General features: G+C 60.6%; 27 protein-coding genes. 26 read left to right on the top strand and 1 reads right to left on the bottom strand.

Annotated elements, in window-relative coordinates; all coding sequences use genetic code 11:
• The first annotated feature begins 1 nt into the window (after position 1).
• The 26 genes from ascY to I6L40_RS16630 all read left to right on the top strand — a co-directional run bounded on the left by ascY (position 2) and on the right by I6L40_RS16630 (position 19,664).
• The gene (gene ascY, locus I6L40_RS16755) at positions 2–346 is read left to right on the top strand and encodes a type III secretion system chaperone AscY (protein WP_071910857.1); all 345 of its coding nucleotides are present in this window, start codon (positions 2–4) and stop codon (positions 344–346) included.
• Complete coding sequence (gene ascV, locus I6L40_RS16750; RefSeq protein ID WP_275654872.1) at positions 279–2,444, top strand: SctV family type III secretion system export apparatus subunit AscV; 2,166 nt, start codon at positions 279–281, stop codon at positions 2,442–2,444. The genes ascY and ascV overlap by 68 nt, the downstream gene beginning before the upstream one ends.
• Positions 2,441–2,881 carry an LcrR family type III secretion system chaperone gene (locus I6L40_RS16745; protein ID WP_071910861.1) on the top strand — a complete coding sequence of 147 codons (441 nt, stop codon included), beginning with the start codon at positions 2,441–2,443 and terminating at the stop codon, positions 2,879–2,881. Before ascV ends, I6L40_RS16745 begins: the two co-directional genes overlap by 4 nt.
• Positions 2,882–2,920: 39 nt before the next feature.
• The gene (locus I6L40_RS16740) at positions 2,921–3,205 is read left to right on the top strand and encodes a type III secretion protein (RefSeq protein ID WP_041208852.1); all 285 of its coding nucleotides are present in this window, start codon (positions 2,921–2,923) and stop codon (positions 3,203–3,205) included.
• A gap of 9 nt (positions 3,206–3,214) precedes the next feature.
• A complete protein-coding gene (locus I6L40_RS16735; RefSeq protein WP_071910864.1) occupies positions 3,215–4,075 on the top strand; it encodes a virulence-associated V antigen in 861 nt (286 codons plus the stop codon).
• Positions 4,076–4,084: 9 nt separating this feature from the next.
• Positions 4,085–4,588 carry a SycD/LcrH family type III secretion system chaperone gene (locus I6L40_RS16730; protein WP_043850411.1) on the top strand — a complete coding sequence of 168 codons (504 nt, stop codon included), beginning with the start codon at positions 4,085–4,087 and terminating at the stop codon, positions 4,586–4,588.
• On the top strand, positions 4,569–5,741 hold the full coding sequence (aopB, locus tag I6L40_RS16725; protein WP_071910866.1) for a type III secretion system translocon subunit AopB: 1,173 nt from the start codon (positions 4,569–4,571) through the stop codon (positions 5,739–5,741). The genes I6L40_RS16730 and aopB overlap by 20 nt, the downstream gene beginning before the upstream one ends.
• Positions 5,742–5,753: 12 nt before the next feature.
• A complete protein-coding gene (locus tag I6L40_RS16720) occupies positions 5,754–6,644 on the top strand; it encodes a YopD family type III secretion system translocon subunit (protein ID WP_071910868.1) in 891 nt (296 codons plus the stop codon).
• Between the two features lie 134 nt (positions 6,645–6,778).
• Positions 6,779–7,222 carry a type III secretion system chaperone gene (locus I6L40_RS16715; protein WP_033113167.1) on the top strand — a complete coding sequence of 148 codons (444 nt, stop codon included), beginning with the start codon at positions 6,779–6,781 and terminating at the stop codon, positions 7,220–7,222.
• A gap of 2 nt (positions 7,223–7,224) precedes the next feature.
• Complete coding sequence (locus tag I6L40_RS16710; RefSeq protein WP_071910870.1) at positions 7,225–7,458, top strand: T3SS regulon translocated regulator ExsE family protein; 234 nt, start codon at positions 7,225–7,227, stop codon at positions 7,456–7,458.
• Positions 7,455–7,853, top strand: coding sequence for a YscW family type III secretion system pilotin (locus I6L40_RS16705; protein ID WP_041208846.1), 399 nt, complete (start codon positions 7,455–7,457; stop codon positions 7,851–7,853). Before I6L40_RS16710 ends, I6L40_RS16705 begins: the two co-directional genes overlap by 4 nt.
• Before the next feature lie 344 nt (positions 7,854–8,197).
• Positions 8,198–9,013, top strand: a complete 816-nt coding sequence (locus I6L40_RS16700) for an AraC family transcriptional regulator (RefSeq protein ID WP_042031490.1) — start codon at positions 8,198–8,200, stop codon at positions 9,011–9,013.
• Between the two features lie 120 nt (positions 9,014–9,133).
• Positions 9,134–9,949, top strand: a complete 816-nt coding sequence (locus tag I6L40_RS16695) for a T3SS regulon anti-activator ExsD domain-containing protein (RefSeq protein ID WP_071910872.1) — start codon at positions 9,134–9,136, stop codon at positions 9,947–9,949.
• 15 nt (positions 9,950–9,964) lie between these two features.
• Positions 9,965–10,390, top strand: a complete 426-nt coding sequence (locus I6L40_RS16690; RefSeq protein WP_071910874.1) for a YscB family type III secretion system chaperone — start codon at positions 9,965–9,967, stop codon at positions 10,388–10,390.
• A complete protein-coding gene (sctC, locus tag I6L40_RS16685; RefSeq protein WP_192849731.1) occupies positions 10,363–12,216 on the top strand; it encodes a type III secretion system outer membrane ring subunit SctC in 1,854 nt (617 codons plus the stop codon). The genes I6L40_RS16690 and sctC overlap by 28 nt, the downstream gene beginning before the upstream one ends.
• The gene (gene sctD / locus I6L40_RS16680) at positions 12,213–13,514 is read left to right on the top strand and encodes a type III secretion system inner membrane ring subunit SctD (RefSeq protein WP_071911346.1); all 1,302 of its coding nucleotides are present in this window, start codon (positions 12,213–12,215) and stop codon (positions 13,512–13,514) included. The genes sctC and sctD overlap by 4 nt, the downstream gene beginning before the upstream one ends.
• Entirely contained in the window at positions 13,477–13,680 is a 204-nt protein-coding gene (locus tag I6L40_RS16675) for an EscE/YscE/SsaE family type III secretion system needle protein co-chaperone (RefSeq protein WP_033113160.1), read from the top strand. The genes sctD and I6L40_RS16675 overlap by 38 nt, the downstream gene beginning before the upstream one ends.
• A gap of 3 nt (positions 13,681–13,683) precedes the next feature.
• Positions 13,684–13,932 carry a type III secretion system needle filament subunit SctF gene (gene sctF, locus I6L40_RS16670; protein WP_071910879.1) on the top strand — a complete coding sequence of 83 codons (249 nt, stop codon included), beginning with the start codon at positions 13,684–13,686 and terminating at the stop codon, positions 13,930–13,932.
• Positions 13,933–13,934: 2 nt separating this feature from the next.
• Entirely contained in the window at positions 13,935–14,285 is a 351-nt protein-coding gene (locus I6L40_RS16665; protein ID WP_071910881.1) for a YscG family type III secretion system chaperone, read from the top strand.
• Positions 14,282–14,833: a YopR family T3SS polymerization control protein gene (locus I6L40_RS16660; protein ID WP_071910883.1), complete on the top strand. Its 552-nt coding sequence runs from the start codon at positions 14,282–14,284 to the stop codon at positions 14,831–14,833. The genes I6L40_RS16665 and I6L40_RS16660 overlap by 4 nt, the downstream gene beginning before the upstream one ends.
• Entirely contained in the window at positions 14,833–15,171 is a 339-nt protein-coding gene (gene sctI / locus I6L40_RS16655; protein WP_033113156.1) for a type III secretion system inner rod subunit SctI, read from the top strand. The genes I6L40_RS16660 and sctI overlap by 1 nt, the downstream gene beginning before the upstream one ends.
• Before the next feature lie 6 nt (positions 15,172–15,177).
• Positions 15,178–15,915, top strand: a complete 738-nt coding sequence (gene sctJ, locus I6L40_RS16650; RefSeq protein ID WP_185430698.1) for a type III secretion system inner membrane ring lipoprotein SctJ — start codon at positions 15,178–15,180, stop codon at positions 15,913–15,915.
• The gene (locus tag I6L40_RS16645; protein ID WP_216994606.1) at positions 15,915–16,541 is read left to right on the top strand and encodes a SctK family type III secretion system sorting platform protein; all 627 of its coding nucleotides are present in this window, start codon (positions 15,915–15,917) and stop codon (positions 16,539–16,541) included. Before sctJ ends, I6L40_RS16645 begins: the two co-directional genes overlap by 1 nt.
• A complete protein-coding gene (locus I6L40_RS16640; RefSeq protein ID WP_042031481.1) occupies positions 16,520–17,158 on the top strand; it encodes an HrpE/YscL family type III secretion apparatus protein in 639 nt (212 codons plus the stop codon). Before I6L40_RS16645 ends, I6L40_RS16640 begins: the two co-directional genes overlap by 22 nt.
• A gap of 95 nt (positions 17,159–17,253) precedes the next feature.
• Positions 17,254–19,263, top strand: coding sequence for a patatin-like phospholipase family protein (locus I6L40_RS16635; RefSeq protein WP_216994605.1), 2,010 nt, complete (start codon positions 17,254–17,256; stop codon positions 19,261–19,263).
• Positions 19,264–19,265: 2 nt separating this feature from the next.
• The gene (locus I6L40_RS16630; protein WP_216994604.1) at positions 19,266–19,664 is read left to right on the top strand and encodes a hypothetical protein; all 399 of its coding nucleotides are present in this window, start codon (positions 19,266–19,268) and stop codon (positions 19,662–19,664) included.
• Positions 19,665–19,808: 144 nt separating this feature from the next.
• Here I6L40_RS16630 and ruvC read toward each other — a convergent pair whose 3' ends face one another.
• The gene (ruvC, locus tag I6L40_RS16625) at positions 19,809–20,330 is read right to left on the bottom strand and encodes a crossover junction endodeoxyribonuclease RuvC (RefSeq protein WP_043850424.1); all 522 of its coding nucleotides are present in this window, start codon (positions 20,328–20,330) and stop codon (positions 19,809–19,811) included.
• Between the last annotated feature and the right edge of the window lie 77 nt (positions 20,331–20,407).

The raw sequence follows: 20,407 nt of genomic DNA, 5'->3' as shown, positions 1-20,407 counted from the left end.
CATGATCCTCTCGTCACAGCAGCAGGATGCGCTGCTGCTCACCGGCTGGCTGCACCTGCAGTATGGTCACCCCGATCGTGCCAGCACCCTGCTGGTGGCGTTGTTGCAGCTGCACCCCGCCAATCAGGCGGCCCGCCGCACTTTGCTGGTGGCCCTGCTCAGGCTGGGGTTTGGCGAAGAGGCGCTCGGTCATGCCGATCTGCTGATGGCAGAGGGGGAGGCCGACGGCCCGCTCTGGCTCTGCCGCAGCCGCGCCTGCCAGCTGGCAGGCCGGCTGGATGAAGCCCGTTTCGCCTATCAACAATATCTCGAACTGGAAGAGCAGAATGAACCAACGCTCCCTTGAGCTGCTGCGCCGGATCGGCGAGCGCAAGGACATCATGCTGGCGGTACTGCTGCTGGCCATCGTCTTCATGATGGTGTTGCCGCTGCCACCGGTGGCCCTCGATATTCTGATCGCCATCAACATGACCATCTCGGTGGTGTTGCTGATGATGGCGGTCTATATCAACTCGCCGCTGCAGTTCTCCGCCTTCCCGGCGGTGCTGCTCATCACCACCCTGTTCCGGCTTGCCCTCTCGGTGAGCACCACCCGGATGATCCTGCTGCAGGCTGATGCGGGCCAGATCGTCTACACCTTCGGCAACTTCGTGGTGGGGGGCAATCTGGTGGTGGGGATCGTCATCTTCCTCATCATCACCATCGTCCAGTTTCTGGTCATCACCAAGGGCTCGGAGCGGGTGGCAGAGGTAAGTGCCCGCTTCTCTCTCGATGCCATGCCCGGCAAGCAGATGAGCATCGATGGCGACATGCGCGCCGGAGTGATCGACGTCAACGAGGCGCGCGAGCGGCGCAGTGTCATCGAGAAAGAGAGCCAGATGTTCGGCTCCATGGATGGCGCCATGAAGTTCGTGAAGGGGGACGCCATCGCGGGCCTCATCATCATCTTCGTCAACATCCTCGGCGGGGTCACCATAGGGGTGACCCAGAAGGGGTTGTCGGCGGCCGATGCGCTGCAGCTCTACTCCATCCTGACGGTGGGGGATGGCATGGTCTCCCAGGTGCCGGCCCTGCTGATCGCCATCACCGCGGGCATTATCGTGACCCGGGTGTCGTCCGAAGAGTCCTCTGATCTCGGTTCCGATATCGGTGCCCAGGTGGTGGCCCAGCCCAAGGCGATGCTGATCGGCGGTCTGCTGCTGGTGCTGTTTGGCCTGATCCCGGGCTTCCCCATGCTCACCTTCTTCTCGCTGGCTGCTGTGGTGACGGCGGGGGGCTACTTTATCGGCCTGCGCCAGCACAAGGCGCAGAGTCAGCAGAGCCAGGATCTGCCCACCATGCTGGCACAGGGGGCCGGTGCCCCTGCCGCCCGCAGCAAGCCGAAGGCGGGCAGCAAACCGCGTGGCAAGCTGGGTGAAAAGGAGGAGTTTGCCATGACGGTGCCTCTGCTGATCGATGTGGATGCCGCCCTGCAGGCCGAGCTGGAGGCCATCGCCCTCAACGACGAGCTGGTGCGGGTGCGCCGTGCCCTCTATCTCGATCTCGGGGTGCCGTTCCCAGGCATTCACCTGCGTTTCAACGAGGGGATGGGGGCGGGCGAATACCTGATCCAGCTGCAGGAGGTGCCGGTGGCCCGCGGCCAGTTGCGGCCGGGCCATCTGCTGGTGCAGGAGAGCGCCTCCCAGCTCGATCTGCTGGGACTCGCCTACGAGGAGGGGACGCCGCTGTTGCCGGGGCAACCCACGCTTTGGGTGGCCAGCGAACATCAGGCTCGGCTCGACACCTCGCGCCTTGCGGCGCTCACCCCGGATCAGGTGATGACCTGGCACCTCTCCCATGTGCTGCGCGAATACGCCGAGGACTTCATCGGTATTCAGGAGACCCGCTATCTGCTGGAGCAGATGGAGGGGAGCTATGGCGAGCTGGTGAAGGAGGCGCAACGGATCATTCCGCTGCAACGGATGACCGAGATCCTGCAGCGGCTGGTGGGGGAGGATATCTCGATCCGCAACATGCGCGCCATTCTTGAGGCCATGGTGGAGTGGGGCCAGAAGGAGAAGGATGTGGTGCAGCTCACCGAGTACATCCGCAGCAGCCTCAAGCGCTACATCTGCTACAAGTACGCCAACGGCAACAACATCCTGCCCGCCTATCTGCTCGATCAGCAGGTGGAGGAGCAGATCCGCGGTGGCATTCGCCAGACCAGCGCCGGCAGCTATCTTGCCCTCGATCCCGCTGTGACCCAGGGCTTCCTTGATCAGGTGCGCCACACAGTGGGGGATCTGGCCCGGATGCAGAACAAGCCGGTGCTCATCGTCTCCATGGATATCCGCCGCTATGTGCGCAAGCTCATCGAAGGGGATTACCACGCCCTGCCGGTACTCTCCTATCAGGAGCTGACCCAGCAGATCAATATCCAGCCGCTTGGCAGGGTCTGCCTGTGAACGGCGATCCGCTCATCCCCTGGCTACAGGCCCGCGGCGTGACAGTGACTCCTCACCATCTGGGGGGGACCCCGATCCAGCTCGGCCATGCCCTGCACTATCGCCACATCTCTCTCGCCTGGCGGGTCGATAGCGACACGCGCCGGGTCTGGATCCTGCTGGTGCGCCGTGAGGGCGAGCGGGATGGTCTTGCCAACCCCTTTGCCGCCCTCTACCTGCTGGCGGAGGCGACGCTGGCGGTGCTGGGGGCGGGTTACGAGCTCTATGGCAACGTCGATGTGTTTCGTGGCAGCACCCTCAGCGCTGAGCGGCTGGGCCGCTTCTATCGCCACTGGACCGGCGCCAGCGAACCCGAACCTGGCTGGTTTGCGCTTGCGGCCGAGCAGGTCTGCTCCCTGCGTGAGATGCGAAAACGACAAAAGGACGGCCTTGCGTGACAGGCATGCCCAAAAGGGCCTCATAGAATAGGAGCCATGATGAAACAACCCCGTTTTGCCCACCATAGCGATGTGATCGAGCGAGCCGAACAGGCCATCGCCGACAGCGAGCAGCGCAATGCCCTGCTGCAGGAGATGCTGGCCGGCCTTGCGCTCTCGGAGCAGACCTGCCAGCTGCTGTTCAATGCACCCGGCGAACAGGTCGCCGTGGCCGAACAGGAGTTGCTGGCAGAGTTTCGCCGCAGGCAGGCGATGTTGCCGGAACAGCAGGGGGAGAGCCGCAAGAGCCGGCGCCCCACCATGATGCGTGGACTGATGATTTAAGGAGACGTGATGAGCATTATCTCTGATTACACCCGCAACAAAAATCATATCCAGATTGATCAGTGGCTAACCAGCGAGTCAGGCACCCTCAATGCAAAACAGCGGGCACTGGTCGACAAGCTGAAAGACAACGTCTCCATCAGCAAGGAGGATTCGACCAGGCTGACCCGGGCACAACTGGAGAGGCTGGTTGCCCGCTACCTGAGCAACGATGACGTGCTCGATGAGGTCAGCAAGCAAGTCGACACGCTGGTGCTACCGGTGGCGCTCCCCGATGTCGTGGCGCAGATCAGTCGCTATACCGATGATCGTATCGATCAGGAGGTCATCGACGCCTTCACCTGGGTGATGTTTACCCAGAACAACAAGCGTACCGGTATCAACGAAGAGCTCAAGGCGCTCACCGCAGAGCTGAAGATCTACGGGGTTATCCAGTCAGAGATCAACAAGGCGCTCTCTTCCTCATCCAGCCAGACCTTCAAGACAGATTTCAATCTGATGGATTACAAGCTTTATGGCTATGAGAACGACGCCAAGTTCCGCGAGGGACCCGAGTTCAAGCTGCTGGATCAGATGCCCAAGGACGCCTCGGGTCATGTGTCGGTCAAGACATTCCTCGAGAGCGACAAGAAGCAGAGTGGGTCGATGGCAGGGGTCGAGAACGAGTACAAGTACGACAAGGACAACAACAAGCTGGGCAACTTTGCCACCAGCGTGAGTGACCGCTCACGTCCGCTCAACGATCAGGTGAGCGAGAAGACCACCCGGCTCAACGATGTCAGCTCCCGCTACAACTCGGCCATCGAAGCCCTCAACCGTTTTATCCAGAAATACGACAGCATCATGCGCGACATTCTTGCCGCCCTTTAAGGAGATTACATGCAGACCGACACCACCCTGACCCCGGAGTATGAAGCCGAACTGGAGTCCTTCCTTGCCGATGGCGGCACCATCGCCATGTTGAAGGATATCTCCGGCGATACCCTGGAGCAGCTCTATGCGCTGGCATTCGGGCAGTACCAGTCAGGCAAGTGGCAAGATGCCCACAAGATTTTCCAGGCCCTCTGCATGCTGGATCACTACGAGCCGCGTTATTTCCTCGGGCTCGGTGCCTGCCGTCAGGCGATGGGTGAGTACGAAACGGCAGTTCAGAGCTACAGCTTCGGCGCCATGCTCGATTTGAAAGATCCCCGTTTCCCGTTTCATGCAGCCGAGTGCCGGTTGCAACAGGGGGATTTGACAGGGGCCGAGAGTGGCTTCCACTCGGCCCACCTGCTGGCGGGCAGCGACCCGCAGCTGGCTGATCTGGCAGCAAGCGCCAAGGTCATGTTGGAAGCCATCGCAATCAGAAGGGATCAGCAAGATGAACCCGATCAGCAATGAAAGAAGCGTTTCCCCGCTGGGAAACATCGGTAATGTAGCTGGCTTGCAGCCAGCTGCCGAGCCGCGCAGTGAAACCCGGCTCGATGCCGCGGTTACGCAGGCGAGCGGTGCAGCCCGCACCGCCGGTGTCGCTCTGACTCCGCCGCTGGCGGCAAGTAATGATCGTCCCGGCCAGAAAGTGCTGGCAGAGATCAGCCGGCTGGTTCGCGAGACCGTGGAGAACAGCGGCAAGCTGTTGCCCCGCGTCGGCGCTCTGGTGACGGCGGCCTTTACCTCGCCGGCCGCCTTCGAGATTGAGCTGGGCAAGCTCACCAGCGATCTGGAGCGGACCCAGACCAAGCTGAAGCTCGACGATATCAAGCGCGCTCGTGAATTGAACGAGAAGAAGATTGGCGAGAACCAGGAGAAGATCAAAGAGGCTGAGGAGAGTGCCAAGGAGGCCAAGAAAGCGGGCATCTTCGGCAAGATTTTTGGCTGGCTCAGCGCCATCGCATCTGTGGTTATCGGCGCCATCATGGTGGCGACCGGGGTGGGTGCTGCCGCTGGCGCCCTGATGATCGCCGCCGGCGTGGTCGGCATGGTCAATATGGCTGTGCAGCATGCCGCCGAAGCAGGCCTGATCTCCAAGGAGGTGATGGAGAAGCTGGGGCCTGCTCTGATGGGGATCGAAATAGCCCTTGCCGTCATTTCCATGGTGGCCAGCTTCGGTTCCTCCATCGGTAGCCTCATTACCAAGGTGGGGGCGAAAATTGGCGGGACGGCTGCGGAGATGAGCGCCAAGCTGGTGACCAAAGTGGGTGATCTGGCTGGTCGATTTGCGGCCAAGGGGTCAGTCGAGGCGATGAAACTGGCAGGCAATACGGCCAAGGTGATGAAGATGGGCACCCAGGGTACCGACGTGTTGCTCGATGTGAGCGGTGGGGTGACCAAATCGGTTCAGTCATCCAAAGAGTCTGCTGCGCTTTATGCGCAGGCCGATTTGCAACAGAGCAAGAGCGAGATGACCCAGTTGCAGGCGGTGATCGACAAGCTCAAGGAGGCTATCTCACAGATCATGGAGGCGTTCCAGCAGACCATGGAGATGATCTTCGAGATGATCAGTGCCAGAGGCGAGATGATGAGCAATCTTGCCCGCAGACCAGCCGCCATATAAGGAGATGGATCTATGAGCATTAACGAGAGCACTTTCAATCCGATTCGTACAAATTCCCTGTTGAGTGAAGGGATCGAGCAGCCCCTTGCAACAGGCCGTAGTGAGACGACCCATGCGGCCGGCAATGTCACCTCCGGCAGTGAGGTCAAGCGTCAGGGCGGCCCCGAGTTGCCTGCCCCGACCCAGCGTCTGGACGGTGCCAAGCTGGAACAGGCCCGAGCGGTGCTCAACGATACTCTCGACCTGATGTCGCAGCTCTTCCAGCTCGCTCGTCTGGCGCGCCAGATGGGACTGACCCAGCGCGACATGGAGAACCAGCAGGTGATCGACAGCCAGAAAGCGCAGGTCGCCGAGATGCGCAGCGGCGCCAAGTTGATGATCGTCATGGCGGTGGTATCCGGTGTAATGGCCGGTTTTTCGGCCATTACCGGAGGATTCTCCCTGAGCAAGTCTGCCAAGGCGATCAAGCAGGACAAGGCGCTCAATGCCAATATTGCCGGGCGCCAGCAGGAGCTGAAGCAGATAGGGGATATCAAGAAGTCTGCTGGCCTCGAGATGGGGGACGCGGGACAAGAACTGACGGCAAGGATCAAAAACGACAAGGCCACTCTCAAGACGCTGAACAAGTCGTTTGATGCCAATAACAGCCGACAACAGATTGCCAGTACCGTGATCCAGTCCATCGGGCAGATGAGCAACTCGGCGGTGCAGGTTGCCCAGGGCGAGAGCCAGGCGACGGCCAAGGAAGATGAAGTCAAGGCGACCATCAGCCAGACCGAGAAGCAGAAGATTGAAGACAACATGGCCTTCAACGCCAACTTCATGAAGGATGTGCTGCAGCTGATGCAGCAGTACTCCCAGACCCTCAACCAGACGCTCAAGGCAGCCTTCGGGGTTGCTTGACGCGAGCAGGCAGCAAGGCGCCCGACGGGCGCCTTTTTCGTGTGCCGACCACTTTTCTTAAAAGAGCCGCCTCTGAGTGACAGCCGCCATCGGGATGGCGAGCTACCATCCTCTCCTCTCTGCTGGAGGAAATCATGGACGCCACTGTCATCATCAATCGGCTGCTCGCCGAGTTTGCCACCAAATATGGTTTGCCCTCCCTGACCCTGAACCGGGAGGGGGTGGCAGCACTCTGTTTTGACGAGCACTTGCAGCTCTCTCTCATTCTGGTGCCCGAACGGGATCACCTGGTGATGCAGGTCGATGTGGCCGAATTGCATCAGGTGGGTGAGGGGATCTTTCGCCAGTTGGCCAGCTTCAACCGCAACTGGTATCAGTTCAATCTCCACTTTGGTTTTGATGAAGAGAGCCTGACGGTGCAACTCTACCGCCAGATGTCGGCCTCGCGGCTGACCCTGACCCAGCTGGAAGAGAGTCTGGCCAGCATGCTGGAGCACGCCGAATTCTGGCAGGAGCTGCTGCAGCCACGACCTGGTCCGGTCAGCAAGAGTGACGAGGTGATGGGAGTACGGGTGTGACCATGAAGATCCAGGAATCGAGCACCAGCCAGCTGGCATCTGCGGCAGAACGCTCTGCGACGGGTTGCTTTGCCGGTAGGGCCGTGAGCGGCCGTGATGCGTTGGTTGAACCTGTGCCGCTGGCGGCGGCATTGCGCCGCACTCTTGCACTGAGCAGAGCGCAGGAGCAGATGCTGGATCGCCTGCAGCAGGGCGAGCACAAGCCGCTGACCGAGAGAAGGATCCGGTTGTTATGAGAACGCTGCTCTTGCTCGCGCTGCTGACTCTCGGTGGCTGCGTCAGCACCACAGTTGTCCCTCCTGTGTCGCAGAGCCTGACAGGGGAGGTGCACCTCAATGCCGATTTACCTCGCCCTGCCACCGTGGAGGTGACCGTTCTGAGCGTGATGGAAGGACGGCCATTGCAGGTAGCCTCAACCCGTTATGAGCTGACCATGCTGCCTCTGGTTTTTGATATGCGGCTGACGCCTCTGCAGTGGGGAGAGGGTGAACTCTATGTGCGTACCCGGTTGCGGTTTATTGGCAATGGCGCGATTCAGGCAACGGCTCAGCAAAAAGTTTTTAAGGTTTTAAATAGTCGCCCATTGGTAATTTCATTGCAGCCACGCCCTTGTTATCCATTGTGTCAATAATAAGCCGTATCTAATAAACAAGCTGGAAATCAACTGGTTATTAATTTATCAGCTGGGTTGCAGCGTTTCTTTCTGTAACGAACTATTTAATGACGTAAGAAAAAGGCCTGATAAATGCGTTATCAATTGTATCAGTAGTGTCATGACTCTAATTTTTGGCTGGTTTTTATGCTGGTGATTGTTGTAGGATTTTCTTCTGATTTAAGTGTTGATTAAATTCATGGTCATCACTTAATGATGACATTCATAACTAAGAAAAATAAACACCAATAATAAACCACCCGGACGGAGCCTTTTGCTGCCGAGGTGCTACTTGCAATACACGCAGATTCAGGAAAACAAAAATGAAGGGCATTACAACCACAGAGAAGGGCGATATGGCCCTGCTCCAGTGGTGCATGTCTGCTTTCAGCGTCATTGAACACCGCCAGGAGGGAATATATGTTCTCCTGGATGGCGCGATGAGCTGGCAGGACTGCACCGATACCTATGAGTTATCCCCCAACGAATTGATATTCGTGCGCCGTGGCAGCTATGCGGTTGCGACTGGCGACGAGCCTTGCCACTTGCTCTGGATCCCCCTTTCCAACTCCTTTTTGCAGGGTTTTCTGCAGCGTTTCGGTTCACTGCTGAGCGAGGTCAGCCGGGTTGAGGGGATTGCTCCCAGCCTGCTGCCGTTTCATGCATCCCCTCTGATCAACCAGTCCATCCAGGGCTTGCAGGGGTTGATCGAGCATGAACATCCTCCCGAATTGGCCCGGTTGCGAACCGAAGAGCTGCTTTTTCTGCTCGCCTTTGGCGAACAGGGACCGCAATTGATGTCTATTTTGCGCCAGCTGAGCAATCGCCAGGTCGAGCGGTTGCAGCAGTTCATGGAAAAACATTATCTGATGGAGTGGAAGCTCAGCGAATTTGCCAAAGAGTTCGGCATGGGGCTGACTACATTCAAGGAGTTGTTTGGCGCAATATATGGCGTATCACCCCGAGCCTGGATCAGCGAACAGCGGATCCTCTACGCTCATCAGTTATTACTCAATAGCGAGATGAGCATCGTCGATATTGCGATGGAGGCGGGATTCTCCAGCCAGTCCTATTTCACCCAGAGTTATCGGCGCCGTTTTGGCTGTACTCCTAGCCGTGCCCGTCATGGCAAAGATTAACGCCGGACTAAAATAATCTGACGTTTTTTATAAGTCGCAGGGCATCGCCATGGGTAGAATAGCCAGCATACCGAAACATTATTCCATAAATTGCCCGCAGCAAGATGAGCAAGGCATAGCATGAGTCAGCAAGATCACACATCACCCAATCAGGGCCTCTTTGCAGGTCGCCGGGTTGCCGTTGTCCAGCCAGAGAGCCTCAACCTGGCCCAGCTGGTGGGACGACAGTCCGTGCTCCGTTATCAGGACGCCGGCGTGATCAGCTCCCAGCAGATGGCGTTGCTGCAGCGTCTGCTGCCAAGGACCCGTCTGGAGCGCCTGCTCGGGTCCATCTGGTTTCAGCGTCGTCTCGATATTGCGCTGGCCGTCTCCCGTGATGAGCTGCAACAGCTGCTGCGCCTTGCTGGCAGTGAGCGTGATGACTGGTTGCAGCAACTGGGGGATAACATCAATCTGGCTGATCCGCAGCGGCTGTGGCACTGGGTGCTTTATCCCCTCCACCGCTGGTGGGTACAGCGTCTGGAGCCGCTGTATGGCGCCTGGCTCAATGAGCTGGATCAACTGCAGTTGATGCGCCGTCAGCTCCATGCCCAGTCCATCTTCTGGCAAACTGTGGTCGATGTACCATCCGGCCTCGAGCGCCGGATTGCCGAACAGCTCGCCAGCGTGAGCGAACGCGAGCAGGAGCTGGCGCAGTTGCAGGTGCAGTGTGAAGCGCGGTTGCAACAGGCCTGGCCGGCCTGGTACGCAGAGCAGGGGCAGCAGGTCCCCTTTGAGCGGCTGCTGCCGGTGCCGCTTGAGCTTGGCACCTGCTGGCAAGCCCTGCAGGCACTGCCCGACGATGCCGTTGCTGGCGACACACTGCATGAGTGGCTGGCGGGCCGGGGCATCGCCCTCGCTCAGGATCACTTCTACTGGCAGCCTCCCGCGCCCTAGATAGCCCGAGGAACTATGCAAACGCTACTGAATCGATTGGCCACAAAACTTGGCCAAGGGCCTTTTGTTGCCGACGTACAGGGTAGATACCATCTGCGACTCGATGGTTATCCCCTCTTTTTGACCCCCGGAGCGAGCGAGTTGCTGCTCAGCACCCCTCTCACCTCAACCCGTCACCGTGAGGGGGAGAGCCATGATCCGGCCCTGCTCAAGCACCTGTTGCAACAGGTAGTGGCCTGGGGGCGTCACACCCCGCATGCCCTGGTGCTGGATGAGCTGGGCAACCTGCAGCTGGAAGCCAGGTTGGCGCTGGAGTGGCTCGACGAAGCACAACTGGAGCTCAGGATTAGCCAGCACATCACCCTGCTGGAGCGGCTGGAGCCCCAGCTGACCGAGGCTGCGCTGGCCCCGCAATGGAGACAGATGATATGGCACCCTTGAGCGTGCAAAGAGTGATCCGCCCGCTCTGCTGGCTGGTGCTGGTCTGTATGGCCTGGCAGCGTCCGCTGGTGGCGCAGGAGCTCGACTGGGTGCCCATGCCCTACAGCTATGTGGCGGAGGGGGAGAGCCTGCGGGATGTGCTGGTCAACTTCGGGGCCAACTATGAGGTCTCCGTGGTCGTCAGCGACAAGGTCAACGATCAGGTCAACGGCCAGTTCGAGCACGACGAGCCGCTCACCTTCCTGCAGCAACTTGCTTCTCTTTACAACCTGGTCTGGTACTACGACGGCAACGTGCTCTACGTCTTCAAGAACAGCGAAGTGCAGTCTCGCCTCATCAATCTGGAACAGACCGGTGCCGCCGAGCTGAAACAGGCGCTGCAGAGGGCCGGAATCTGGGAACCCCGCTTTGGCTGGCGACCCGATGCCGATAACCGGCTGGTCTATGTCTCGGGCCCGCCGCGCTATCTCGAACTCATCGAGCAGACGGCGGTGGCACTGGAGCAGCAGTCCCAACTGCGCAGCGAGAAGACCGGGCCGCTCGCCATCGAGATCTTCCCGCTCAAATATGCCTCCGCTACCGATCGCTCCATCCAGTATCGCGACACCAGCGTCGATGCCCCCGGCGTGGCAACCATCCTTTCCCGACTGCTCTCCGATGCGGGTGTACAGATGGTGAACGGCGAGGGGAGCAAGGGGGGGCAAGTTGCCTCCGGTCAGGCCATCGTACAGGCCGACCCCTCTCTCAACGCCGTGATTGTGCGCGATGCACCGGAGCGGATGGCGATGTACGGCAAGCTGATTGCGGCGCTAGACAAACCGGCGGCCCGCATCGAAGTGGCCCTCTCCATCATCGACATCAATGCCGAGGATCTCTCCCAGCTCGGGGTGGACTGGCGTGTGGGGATCCGCACCGGATCCAACCAGCAGGTGATCATCAAGACCACCGGCGATCGCAAGGGCATTGAAGGGGGCGCCGCTCTCGGCAGTCTGGTGGATTCCAAAGGGCTCGATTATCTGCTGGCCCGGGTCAATCTGCTGGAGAACGAGGGCAATGCCCAGGTGGTCTCCCGCCCGACCCTGCTGACCCAGGAGAATACCCAGGCGGTGATCGACCACAGCGAAACCTACTACGTCAAGATCAGTGGGGAGCGAGTGGCAGAACTGAAGGACATTACCTACGGCACCATGTTGCGGATGACGCCACGGGTGATCCAGATGGGCGACAAGCCCGAGATCAGCCTGAGCCTCCATATCGAGGATGGCAATCAGAAGCCAAACAGCTCCGGCATCGACGGCATCCCGACCATCAGCCGTACCGTGGTGGACACCATCGCCCGGGTCGGCCACGGCCAGAGCCTGCTGATCGGCGGTATCTACCGCGACGAGATGAGTGAAAACCTGAGCAAGGTGCCTTTCCTCGGCGACATCCCCTATCTGGGAGCGCTGTTTCGCAGCAAGGAGACCCAGACCCGTCGTTCTGTGCGGCTCTTTATCATTGAGCCTCGTCTGATCGATGACGGTATCGCCCACTATCTGGCGCTGGGCAATGGCCAGGATCTGCGCGCCGGAGTGCTGGGTGTCGACGAGATTTCCAACCAGAGCCTCTCCCTTGGCAAGGTGCTGGGCGGCGCCCAGTGCCAGCCGCTGGCAGCAGCGCGGGATGTGCAGAAACTGCTGCGTCAGGGGGGCAAGAGCTCCGCCCTTACCCAGTGCCGGATGGGCAATGAGCTGGGCTGGCGTCTGGTCGAGATGGCGAAGGATCAAAAATGCACCCCGGCGGCCAGCTGGTGCATGCAGGCGTCCCCGACCGGAGCTGGTCGATGAGCTGGAAGTGCCGCGTATATCGCGGGCTTAACCGCGGGGTAGAGGTAGCCCTGCCCGAAGGGCGTCTGGTCATCGGCTCCGATCCGCTGCTGGCCGATCTGGTGCTGGTGGACGAGGGGATGGCTGCCGAGCATCTGGTGCTGCTGGTGTCGGCCGAAGGGATCAACCTGCAGGGTTGGGCTGAGGGCATCACGCCAACTCAGGATGGCGCGGCACTGGAGGCAGGTGCCCAGCTGATGGCCGGTACCCGGCTGGAGGCTGGCCCCCTGCTCTGGAGTTTTTGCGACAGCAGCCGATCTCTGCCCGAACAGCTGGAAGCGTTGCCTGCCATGGCGGCACCGGCGCGACCACGACGGCGTGCCGGCAGTGCCGAGTGGTGGCTGGTTGGCCTCTGCCTGTCGCTGGTCATGGCGGTGGTTGTGATGCTTGGCCACGGCTGGTGGCAGGGGAGCAGCGAGAGCGATACCGCTCGCAATGAGCAGGAGCTCAAGCGCTTTCTGGCCGCGCCAGCCTATCGCCAGGTGGTGCTCAACAGCAGTGACCCCGAACTATGGCTGCTCTCTGGTTATGTGGATGAAAACGGCAACCGCCTCGCCCTGCAGCAGTATCTCGATGGCAAGGGGCTCAGCTATCGCCTCGACCTGCGCACCATGGAGGATCTGCGTCAGGGCGCCGGGTTCATCCTGCAAAAACTCGGTTACGAGCAGTTGCAGATCCGCAATGGCAAGGAGCCAGGCTGGCTGCGCTTGAGCGGAGCCATCAGTGCGCAGGATGAACGCTGGAACAGCATTGAATCCCTGCTCAAGCAGGAGGTGCCGGGGCTACTCGGCATCGAAAACCGGGTGCAGGTAGCCGGAGCACATCGCAAGCGACTCGATGCCATGTTGCAGGAGCAGGGACTGGCCGGTTTGCTGCGGGTGAGTGAATCGCGCGACCGGATCGAGCTGTCAGGTCAGCTGGATGAGGCGAGATTGGCGCAATTTCAGCAACTGCAGTTGCAGTTTCGCCGCGAGTTCGGCTCTCACCCCATGCTGGAGCTGATCAACCAGAGCCGAACGCCCCGTCAGGATGAGCTGGAGTTCGAGGTGCGCAGTGTCTCCCTCGGTCGGGTGCCCTACGTCACCCTGGCCGACAACCGCCGCTACCCGGTCGGAGGGGCGACAGCCAACGGAGTTCGCATCCTCTCTATCCAGCGCGATGCGGTGGTGGTGAGCAAGGGCAAGCAGCAATACATCGTCAGATTGAAAGGGGGCGAAAGCCATGATGACCAGTTTGGAAACGCGACTGTCCGGCGCTGATCCCGCCTTCGCCCGCGCGCTGCAGGAGCAGCTGGTGCAGGCGTTGGGGGAGGTCAAGCGCCAGCTGATGCGCGGGGGATCTCCGCAGCAGTACCGGCAGTGGCAACAGGAAGCGGACGCCATCGAGGCGGGCATGCAGATACTTGAGCAGATCAAAGGAGCATAAGAGATGGCAGAACCCATTTTTAACCCGGGGAATACCCTGGATAACGTCGCCGAGAACCTGAAGGAGCAGGCCAATAAAGCCAATGACGAGGTCAAGAAGGCCATTGAGGCTCTGAAAACCAGCCCCGATGATCCGGCCTTGCTGGCCGAGCTGCAGCACAAGATCAACAAGTGGTCGGTGATCTACAACATCAACTCTACCGTGACCCGCAGCATGAAAGATTTGATGCAGGGCATCTTGCAGAAGGTGTGACGATGGATCGCCAACTGAAACGGCAACTGGCCGAACTGGCACTGGCCGGCACAGGTCATCATTGTCACTCGCAGGCCGCCGCCATCGCCGACTGGCTCGCAAGCGATCCGCAGATGAGCGAGTGTGTCACCCTGATCCGCCTCTCCTCCCTGATGAACCGGGGAGATTACGAGGGGGCTCTGGCGCTGGGCAAAGGGGGCGATACCCCCGAACTGGAACCCTGGCTCGCCCTGTGCGAATGGCGGCTGACGCGGCTGGATGCACTGCAGAGCCGGTTGGCCCGGCTTGAGCAGAGCGAGCTCTCCTCCTTGCAGCAGTTTGCCGCCGGCATGCGCGAACAGATTGCCTCATGAAGGTCGATGGTAACGAGCAGGGCATCCGTCCGCTGGTAGTAACGCCGCCTGGCTTGCCCCCGCCTGCAGCGGCAGAGCGGCAACATTTTGAGCGGCTGCTGGCCAAAGAGGAGAGCAGTGCCCTGTTGACGCGCTGGAAAGAGGGGACGCCACTGGAAGCGCTGCTGGAGGGGCACTCTCCCGCCACCCGGCGCGAGCTGCTCTGGCAGGTCTATCAGCAGGATGAGAAAACGGCCGGGGTAGCCGACCTGCTCTTCAAGCCGGTTGCGAGCAAGCTGATTGAGCGCTTTGGCGAGCGCCAGCTGCCAGTGGTGGCGGCCATCGACCTGCCAGAGCTGCGTGCCCTGATGCGGGAGTTTGACCCGCTCTCGTCACGGCGGGAGACGGTGCTGCTCAAGGTGATGGCAGAGCTGCGGGGGCAGGGGGCATTGTCCGGTAGCGACTATCTGGCCGAGCTGGCCCGACGCGAACTGATGACCCTGATCCCGCACAACGGCATGGTCAACAATCTGGTGCGTCACGCACACAAACTGGATCTGGAGGAGTGATGGAGATAGCACAAAGCGCGCAGGCCGTGGTGACCAGCCTGGATGAGCTGAAAGCGGCGGATGTTCCCGGTGCCCAGATCGCCACCTTCGAGCAGGCGATGGGCGGCAGCGCTCAGGGGATCGGCGGTACATTGCTTGGCGAAATCGGCGAGATCAAGCAGCAGTTTGTCGAGGCCAAGCAGAGCCTGCAGGCCGAACTGGCAACGCCGGGCGATGATCCCAACAGTTTGATGCAGATGCAGTGGTCGCTGATGCGGATCACCATGCAGGAGGAGCTCATTGCCAAGACCGTGGGCAAGATGAGCCAGAACGTAGAAACCCTGTTGAAGACCCAGTGAGGTAGTGTGAAGAGATCGATGCTGATGGGGGTGCTGTGCACCTCCCTGCTGCTCAGTGGCTGCAAGGTGGAGCTCTATACCGGGGTGAACCAGAAAGAGGGCAACGAGATGCTGGCGCTGCTGCGTACCGAGGGGATCTCCTCGGACAAGCAGCCTGACAAGGATGGCAATATCAAGCTGCTGGTCGAGGAGTCCGATGTGGCGCAGGCGGTTGAACTGCTCAAGCGCAAGGGGTATCCGCGCGAGAGCTTCTCCACCCTGCAGGATGTCTTTCCCAAGGATGGCCTCATCTCCTCGCCCACCGAGGAGCGGGCTCGCCTCAACTATGCCAAGGCGCAGGAGATCTCCCACACCCTCTCGGAGATCGACGGCGTGCTGGTGGCCCGCGTCCATGTGGTATTGCCCGAAGGGAACGAGGGGATCAGCAAGAAGCCATCGCCCGCCTCGGCCTCGGTCTTTATCAAACATGCGGCGGATATCCAGCTCGATACCTACATCCCGCAGATCAAGCAGCTGGTCAACAACAGCATTGAAGGGCTTGCCTACGACCGGATCAGCGTGGTGCTGGTGCCCTCGGCCGATGTACGCCAGAGTCCCCTGATGCCGCGCAATACCACCCTCTTCTCCATCGAGGTGAGTGAAGGCTCCAGATGGCGGCTGGGTGGACTGATCGCGCTCCTGCTGGCGCTGGTGGTGACCACCAATCTAGCCCAATTCATGTGGCACCGGCGTCGGAGTCGTTGATGGCGGTCGGCCTTACCCCCTATCAACTGCGCTTTTGTCCGGCCAGCTATCTGCACGAGGAGCACTTCCCCGCCTCGTGGCGCTGGCTGCAGGCGAGTGTACCCGAGTGGCGCACTCTGCCAGCCTGCAATCAGGCCCTGCTCGACGAGCTGGCACTGGCTATCGACTACGAACTGCCCGCGCAGCTTGGCGGGCTGGCGCTCTTTCCGGCCGAGGCATTGGCGTCCGTGCTGCGCCAGCTTGGCGCCGTGCTCCATGGCGAGGCGATCCGCCACTGCCTGCAAGCGCCTGTGCTGCGCCAAATCATCGCGGTGTTGGGGGAGGAGGGGCACAGGTCGCTGCTTGCTCGCCTCGACCTCCTGATCGGCCCCTGGCCTGCCGGCTGGCAGCAACCGCTGCCCGCCACGCTCGATAGCGCCTCGCTGGAGGCGGCAGGCTTGGGATTCTGGCTGGCTGCGGCGGGGGCTGCTCATCCCGCATGGGCCCGTCGCCTTGTGCTACGACTACCGGTATCACCCCAGCGCCCAGGCTGGTCACTGGCTGATGCCGAGCTGCCACTCGCTCGCGCACTCTGTCTCAAAATTGCCAAACAGGTAACGCCACAATGCTGCCATTTGTTGAAATAAAGAGTGAACACCTACAACTGGCTCCCGGTCAGCGGATCCTGCGCAGTCACGACTATCAGGCCTATCTGAGTGCTCAGGCGCTGGTCGATGCCGCCCGGGCACAGGCTGCCGATATCGTCGAGGAGGCGCGTGCCGTTTATGAGGAGCAGAAGCAGCTCGGTTGGCAGGCCGGCATCGAGGAGGCTCGCCGCGAGCAGGCCGTGCTGGTGCACCAGACCCAGCTGCAGTGCCAGCAATACTACCGCACGGTGGAACAACAGATGAGCGAGGTGGTGCTGCAGGCGGTGCGCAAGATCCTGCACGATTACGATCAGGTGGCGCTCACCCTCAAGGTGGTGCGCGAGGCGCTCTCGCTGGTGAGCAACCAGAAGCAGGTGACGGTGCGGGTCAATCCCGAGCAGGTGCAGGCGGTACGCGATCAGATTGCCCGGGTACACAAGGATTTCCCCGAGATCGGGTATCTCGAGATCTCTGCCGATGCCCGCCTCGATCAGGGTGGCTGCATCCTCGAAACCGAGGTGGGGATCATCGATGCCAGTCTCGATGGCCAGCTCGACGCGCTCTCGCGGGCGATGGCGGTGACGCTGGAGCGCGCCGATGTTCACGAGAGAAAATAAATCCCCCCATTGACAAAATCGCGGCTTCTGTTGCCAAACGACCATGGGTTGCATCCCTAGAATGGGGACAATTCCATCGTAACAGGAGAAGCGCCATGCAGATTCAGCAAGCCCCCAGTCTTTCACCATCGACCCACACGCCTGCTGTCGAGCCGCAACCTGGCCGACCGCAGGAGAGTGCACCCAGCCTTGTCGCGACTCTGGGTGGCGTATCCGGTCCCCGGCTGGAGAGTGTGAGCCATGCCCCGTTGGCGGCTTCTGCCAAGAGCGATGTGATCTGTGAGGGCTGCGGCCCGCGTCAGGTGACCATCACCCGCCAGCAGGATGGCTCGGCATCCGTTACTCTGGCCCGGCCACCCATCACCAGCCTGGTGCTCAGTGGTGGCGGCGCCAAAGGGGCTGCCTATCCGGGGGCCATCCAGGCACTGGAGGCGCAGGGGAAACTGGAGGGGATCCGCACACTCTCTGGCTCCTCGGCCGGCGCCATTACCGCCGCACTGCTTGCTGCCGGTATGAATGCGAACGAGTTCAAGGCGCTCTCTGACGAGATGGACTTCATCAGCCTGCTTGATTCGCCGGTTAAAAAGATCAGCCTGGCCCAGCACATGAGTGGCGAAGCAGGCAAAGCGATCGCCAGCGTGCTCGAAAAACTCAAGCTGGGTAAACTTGGCAGCTTCGTACAACTGCTGAGCAACATCTTTCCGCGTCTGCAGTCGGATGCCGTCCCGCTCGAAAGGATACTCAAGCAGGAGTCACGCAGTTCGGTTTTGGCGCAATTGAAGGCCCACCCCGAGCTGGCAGCCAGACCCGACGTCGCAGCCATTCGTCAGCGCCTCGAACAGGGGGGCGGTGTGACCTTCGGCGATCTGGCTCTGCTTGGTCGCCACATCCCGGCCATCAAGGAGTTGAACATCACGGGAACCGGCATGTTTGATGGTCGTCCCCAGATGATCCTGTTTAACGCCCGCCTGACGCCAGACATGGAGATTGCCCGCGCCGCACACATTTCGGGCTCATTCCCGGTGGTGTTCAGTCGCCCGGAGGAGCAGCATCAACCTTTCCTGGCGCAGGGGGAGAAGCTGTCATTGCAAGATGGTGGCGTCATGCTCAACGTCCCGGTGCCCGAGCTTATCCATCCCGAGGCCCGGGGGGCCACCATCGCCGAGCACGAGAACCTGATCCTCAAGTTTGAAGAAGAGGGCGGGAAACCGGCCGATCGCGGTACTCGTAAGGGGGCGATTGCAGACTGGGTAGTTGGGGCTCCCGTTGGCGCACGCTCGGCGTTGCAAACCAGAGGGCTTGACGGGTTGACCGACCAAGTGGTGACAGTACCGCTCAAATCAGAGCGCGGTGATTTCAGCGGCACGTTAAGTGGCACCCTCAACTTCACCATGAGCGATGCGGACAAGCAGCATCTGCAGGAGAGGCTGGCCGATGTGGTCGGGCTGCATCTGGAAGGACGGGAGAGCAGCCGCAAGGATTATCAGTTCCAGGATCTGGAGTCGGCGCTGCTGGCACTCCCGGATCGGGACTTTGCCGCGGTGGCCGAAGAGCGCACCCCGGATGTCCAGACCACGGTCCTTTTTCGTCAGGAAGTTCAGGAGCAACTCTCTGTGCTGGTTGCATCTGTGCTGGATCAGGATCCCTCGGCGCGACTCGATCTCTCTGGCTCGCTGGCGCAGGCTCTGGAGCAGCTTGGTACACTCGCAGACTCGCCGGCCCGGCAGCAGTGGCTTGCCGCGCAGCTCAATCAGACAGACAATCCTGCGCTGGCCAGGTTGCTCGATACACCGAGCCCGGCAGGGCGTTTCGCCGCGCTGGATCTGGGCAAGGAAGAGGCCAGCCGCCGTCAGGTGGCCACGGTCGCGAACAACATCATTCATGAGGTGATCTACCCCTCCCTGTTCCGTCCCGGTCAGCCGGACAGCAATGTGGCACTTCTGCGTAAAACCGAGCACGCACTCGTCGGCGCGACCACATCGGCCGAGGTTAATGAGGCCCTGCGGGAGCTGGCTGATAACTATGGGGCCCGCAATAAACCGTGGAGCAAGCCTCTCTCCTCTACCACTGTGACTCAGGCTCGCTCCTGGATGATGAAGGAGTAAATATGCTGATTGATTGGTTGGGTTCACTGGGATTGGCTCTACCCGCCGCGGGCGAGAGCCGGGTGATCAGGTTTGAGGATGCGCCAGAGCTATGGTTCGAGAAGATCGATGGGCAATATGTGCTGGCACTGCCGCTCGCCCCGCTTCCCACCAGAATGCTCTCCGGCGTCATGCTGCAGCTGTTGCAGGTCAACAGCCCACTCTCTACCTTGCAACCGGCCAGATTGACGGTGGATGGTCGAGGGCATTTGCTATTGTGGTGCACCCTGGATGAGCATGCGGATCCAGAAGTATGCCAAGCAGCCTGCGACAAGCTGCATGCCGGTTACAACGAACTGCTGCCTTTATTGCAGGCTCAGGAGGAGAGTATTCCGGTACGCTCGGGTAGCCTGTTCGTCTAGCCAAACGCAGAGTGCCACCAAGCCGAGCGATTTCGTCTTTAGCGACGTCCCGGCTTGCGGATGGGCCAAACAAAACCGCCCCGGATATCCGGGGCGGTTTTTTTATTTGGCGATCCCAAGGTTATCGGGGCGGGTGAACAAGGTTCAGCGATAGCGGCCGCGTACCGAGCTGCTGGCGCGCCCTGCCATCTTGATCAGGCTCTGGCGGGTGTGCAGGTGGCAGAGCGCCACACCGAGGGCATCCGCCGCATCCGCCTGCGGGGTGGCGGAGAGTTTCAGCAGATGGGTCACCATATGCTGCACCTGCTCCTTGCTGGCGCCGCCGGTGCCGACCACCGCCTGTTTGATCTGGGTGGCGGAGTATTCGCTCACTGGCAGATAGGCGTTGACTGCGGCGACGATGGCGCTGCCGCGGGCCTGCCCCAGTTTCAGGGCCGAGTCGGCGTTGCGGGCCATAAAGACCCGTTCGATGGCAAATTCGGTGGGCTTGAACTGGGTGATGATCTCGCATACCCCGTCATAGACCTGCTTGAGGCGCTCTGGCAGCTCGCCGCAATCGGTGCGGATACAGCCCGACCCCAGATATTCGGCCTTGCCGCCGACGACCCGGATAACCCCGTAACCGGTGATCCGCGATCCTGGGTCTATGCCCAAAATAATGCTCATGGGTTGTGCTTGCTCTAAACGCAAATGATGGCCGCAAGATAGCAAACTCCGGCCAGCTTGGCTGTACGCAGGATGTG

The sequence above is a fragment of the Aeromonas sp. FDAARGOS 1410 genome (genome assembly GCF_019048745.1).
Lineage (GTDB): Bacteria > Pseudomonadota > Gammaproteobacteria > Enterobacterales > Aeromonadaceae > Aeromonas > Aeromonas jandaei.
The sequence above is the reverse complement of the archived record's forward strand: the minus strand, read 5'-3'. Positions and strand labels throughout refer to the sequence as shown.

What these genes read in the sequence shown, in the direction of transcription:
- I6L40_RS16675 (WP_033113160.1), top strand. Translation starts at nt 13,477, where the DNA reads ATGATGACCAGTTTGGAAACGCGACTGTCCGGCGCTGATCCCGCCTTC.
- I6L40_RS16630 (WP_216994604.1), top strand. Translation starts at nt 19,266, where the DNA reads ATGCTGATTGATTGGTTGGGTTCACTGGGATTGGCTCTACCCGCCGCG.
- aopB (WP_071910866.1), top strand. Translation starts at nt 4,569, where the DNA reads ATGAACCCGATCAGCAATGAAAGAAGCGTTTCCCCGCTGGGAAACATC.
- I6L40_RS16740 (WP_041208852.1), top strand. Translation starts at nt 2,921, where the DNA reads ATGAAACAACCCCGTTTTGCCCACCATAGCGATGTGATCGAGCGAGCC.
- sctD (WP_071911346.1), top strand. Translation starts at nt 12,213, where the DNA reads ATGAGCTGGAAGTGCCGCGTATATCGCGGGCTTAACCGCGGGGTAGAG.
- ascV (WP_275654872.1), top strand. Translation starts at nt 279, where the DNA reads ATGAAGCCCGTTTCGCCTATCAACAATATCTCGAACTGGAAGAGCAGA.
- sctI (WP_033113156.1), top strand. Translation starts at nt 14,833, where the DNA reads ATGGAGATAGCACAAAGCGCGCAGGCCGTGGTGACCAGCCTGGATGAG.
- I6L40_RS16715 (WP_033113167.1), top strand. Translation starts at nt 6,779, where the DNA reads ATGGACGCCACTGTCATCATCAATCGGCTGCTCGCCGAGTTTGCCACC.
- I6L40_RS16730 (WP_043850411.1), top strand. Translation starts at nt 4,085, where the DNA reads ATGCAGACCGACACCACCCTGACCCCGGAGTATGAAGCCGAACTGGAG.
- I6L40_RS16665 (WP_071910881.1), top strand. Translation starts at nt 13,935, where the DNA reads ATGGATCGCCAACTGAAACGGCAACTGGCCGAACTGGCACTGGCCGGC.
- I6L40_RS16660 (WP_071910883.1), top strand. Translation starts at nt 14,282, where the DNA reads ATGAAGGTCGATGGTAACGAGCAGGGCATCCGTCCGCTGGTAGTAACG.
- I6L40_RS16695 (WP_071910872.1), top strand. Translation starts at nt 9,134, where the DNA reads ATGAGTCAGCAAGATCACACATCACCCAATCAGGGCCTCTTTGCAGGT.
- I6L40_RS16700 (WP_042031490.1), top strand. Translation starts at nt 8,198, where the DNA reads ATGAAGGGCATTACAACCACAGAGAAGGGCGATATGGCCCTGCTCCAG.
- sctC (WP_192849731.1), top strand. Translation starts at nt 10,363, where the DNA reads ATGGAGACAGATGATATGGCACCCTTGAGCGTGCAAAGAGTGATCCGC.
- ruvC (WP_043850424.1), bottom strand. Translation starts at nt 20,330, where the DNA reads ATGAGCATTATTTTGGGCATAGACCCAGGATCGCGGATCACCGGTTAC.
- I6L40_RS16705 (WP_041208846.1), top strand. Translation starts at nt 7,455, where the DNA reads ATGAGAACGCTGCTCTTGCTCGCGCTGCTGACTCTCGGTGGCTGCGTC.
- ascY (WP_071910857.1), top strand. Translation starts at nt 2, where the DNA reads ATGATCCTCTCGTCACAGCAGCAGGATGCGCTGCTGCTCACCGGCTGG.
- I6L40_RS16690 (WP_071910874.1), top strand. Translation starts at nt 9,965, where the DNA reads ATGCAAACGCTACTGAATCGATTGGCCACAAAACTTGGCCAAGGGCCT.
- I6L40_RS16640 (WP_042031481.1), top strand. Translation starts at nt 16,520, where the DNA reads ATGCTGCCATTTGTTGAAATAAAGAGTGAACACCTACAACTGGCTCCC.
- I6L40_RS16720 (WP_071910868.1), top strand. Translation starts at nt 5,754, where the DNA reads ATGAGCATTAACGAGAGCACTTTCAATCCGATTCGTACAAATTCCCTG.
- I6L40_RS16645 (WP_216994606.1), top strand. Translation starts at nt 15,915, where the DNA reads ATGGCGGTCGGCCTTACCCCCTATCAACTGCGCTTTTGTCCGGCCAGC.
- I6L40_RS16710 (WP_071910870.1), top strand. Translation starts at nt 7,225, where the DNA reads ATGAAGATCCAGGAATCGAGCACCAGCCAGCTGGCATCTGCGGCAGAA.
- I6L40_RS16735 (WP_071910864.1), top strand. Translation starts at nt 3,215, where the DNA reads ATGAGCATTATCTCTGATTACACCCGCAACAAAAATCATATCCAGATT.
- sctF (WP_071910879.1), top strand. Translation starts at nt 13,684, where the DNA reads ATGGCAGAACCCATTTTTAACCCGGGGAATACCCTGGATAACGTCGCC.
- I6L40_RS16635 (WP_216994605.1), top strand. Translation starts at nt 17,254, where the DNA reads ATGCAGATTCAGCAAGCCCCCAGTCTTTCACCATCGACCCACACGCCT.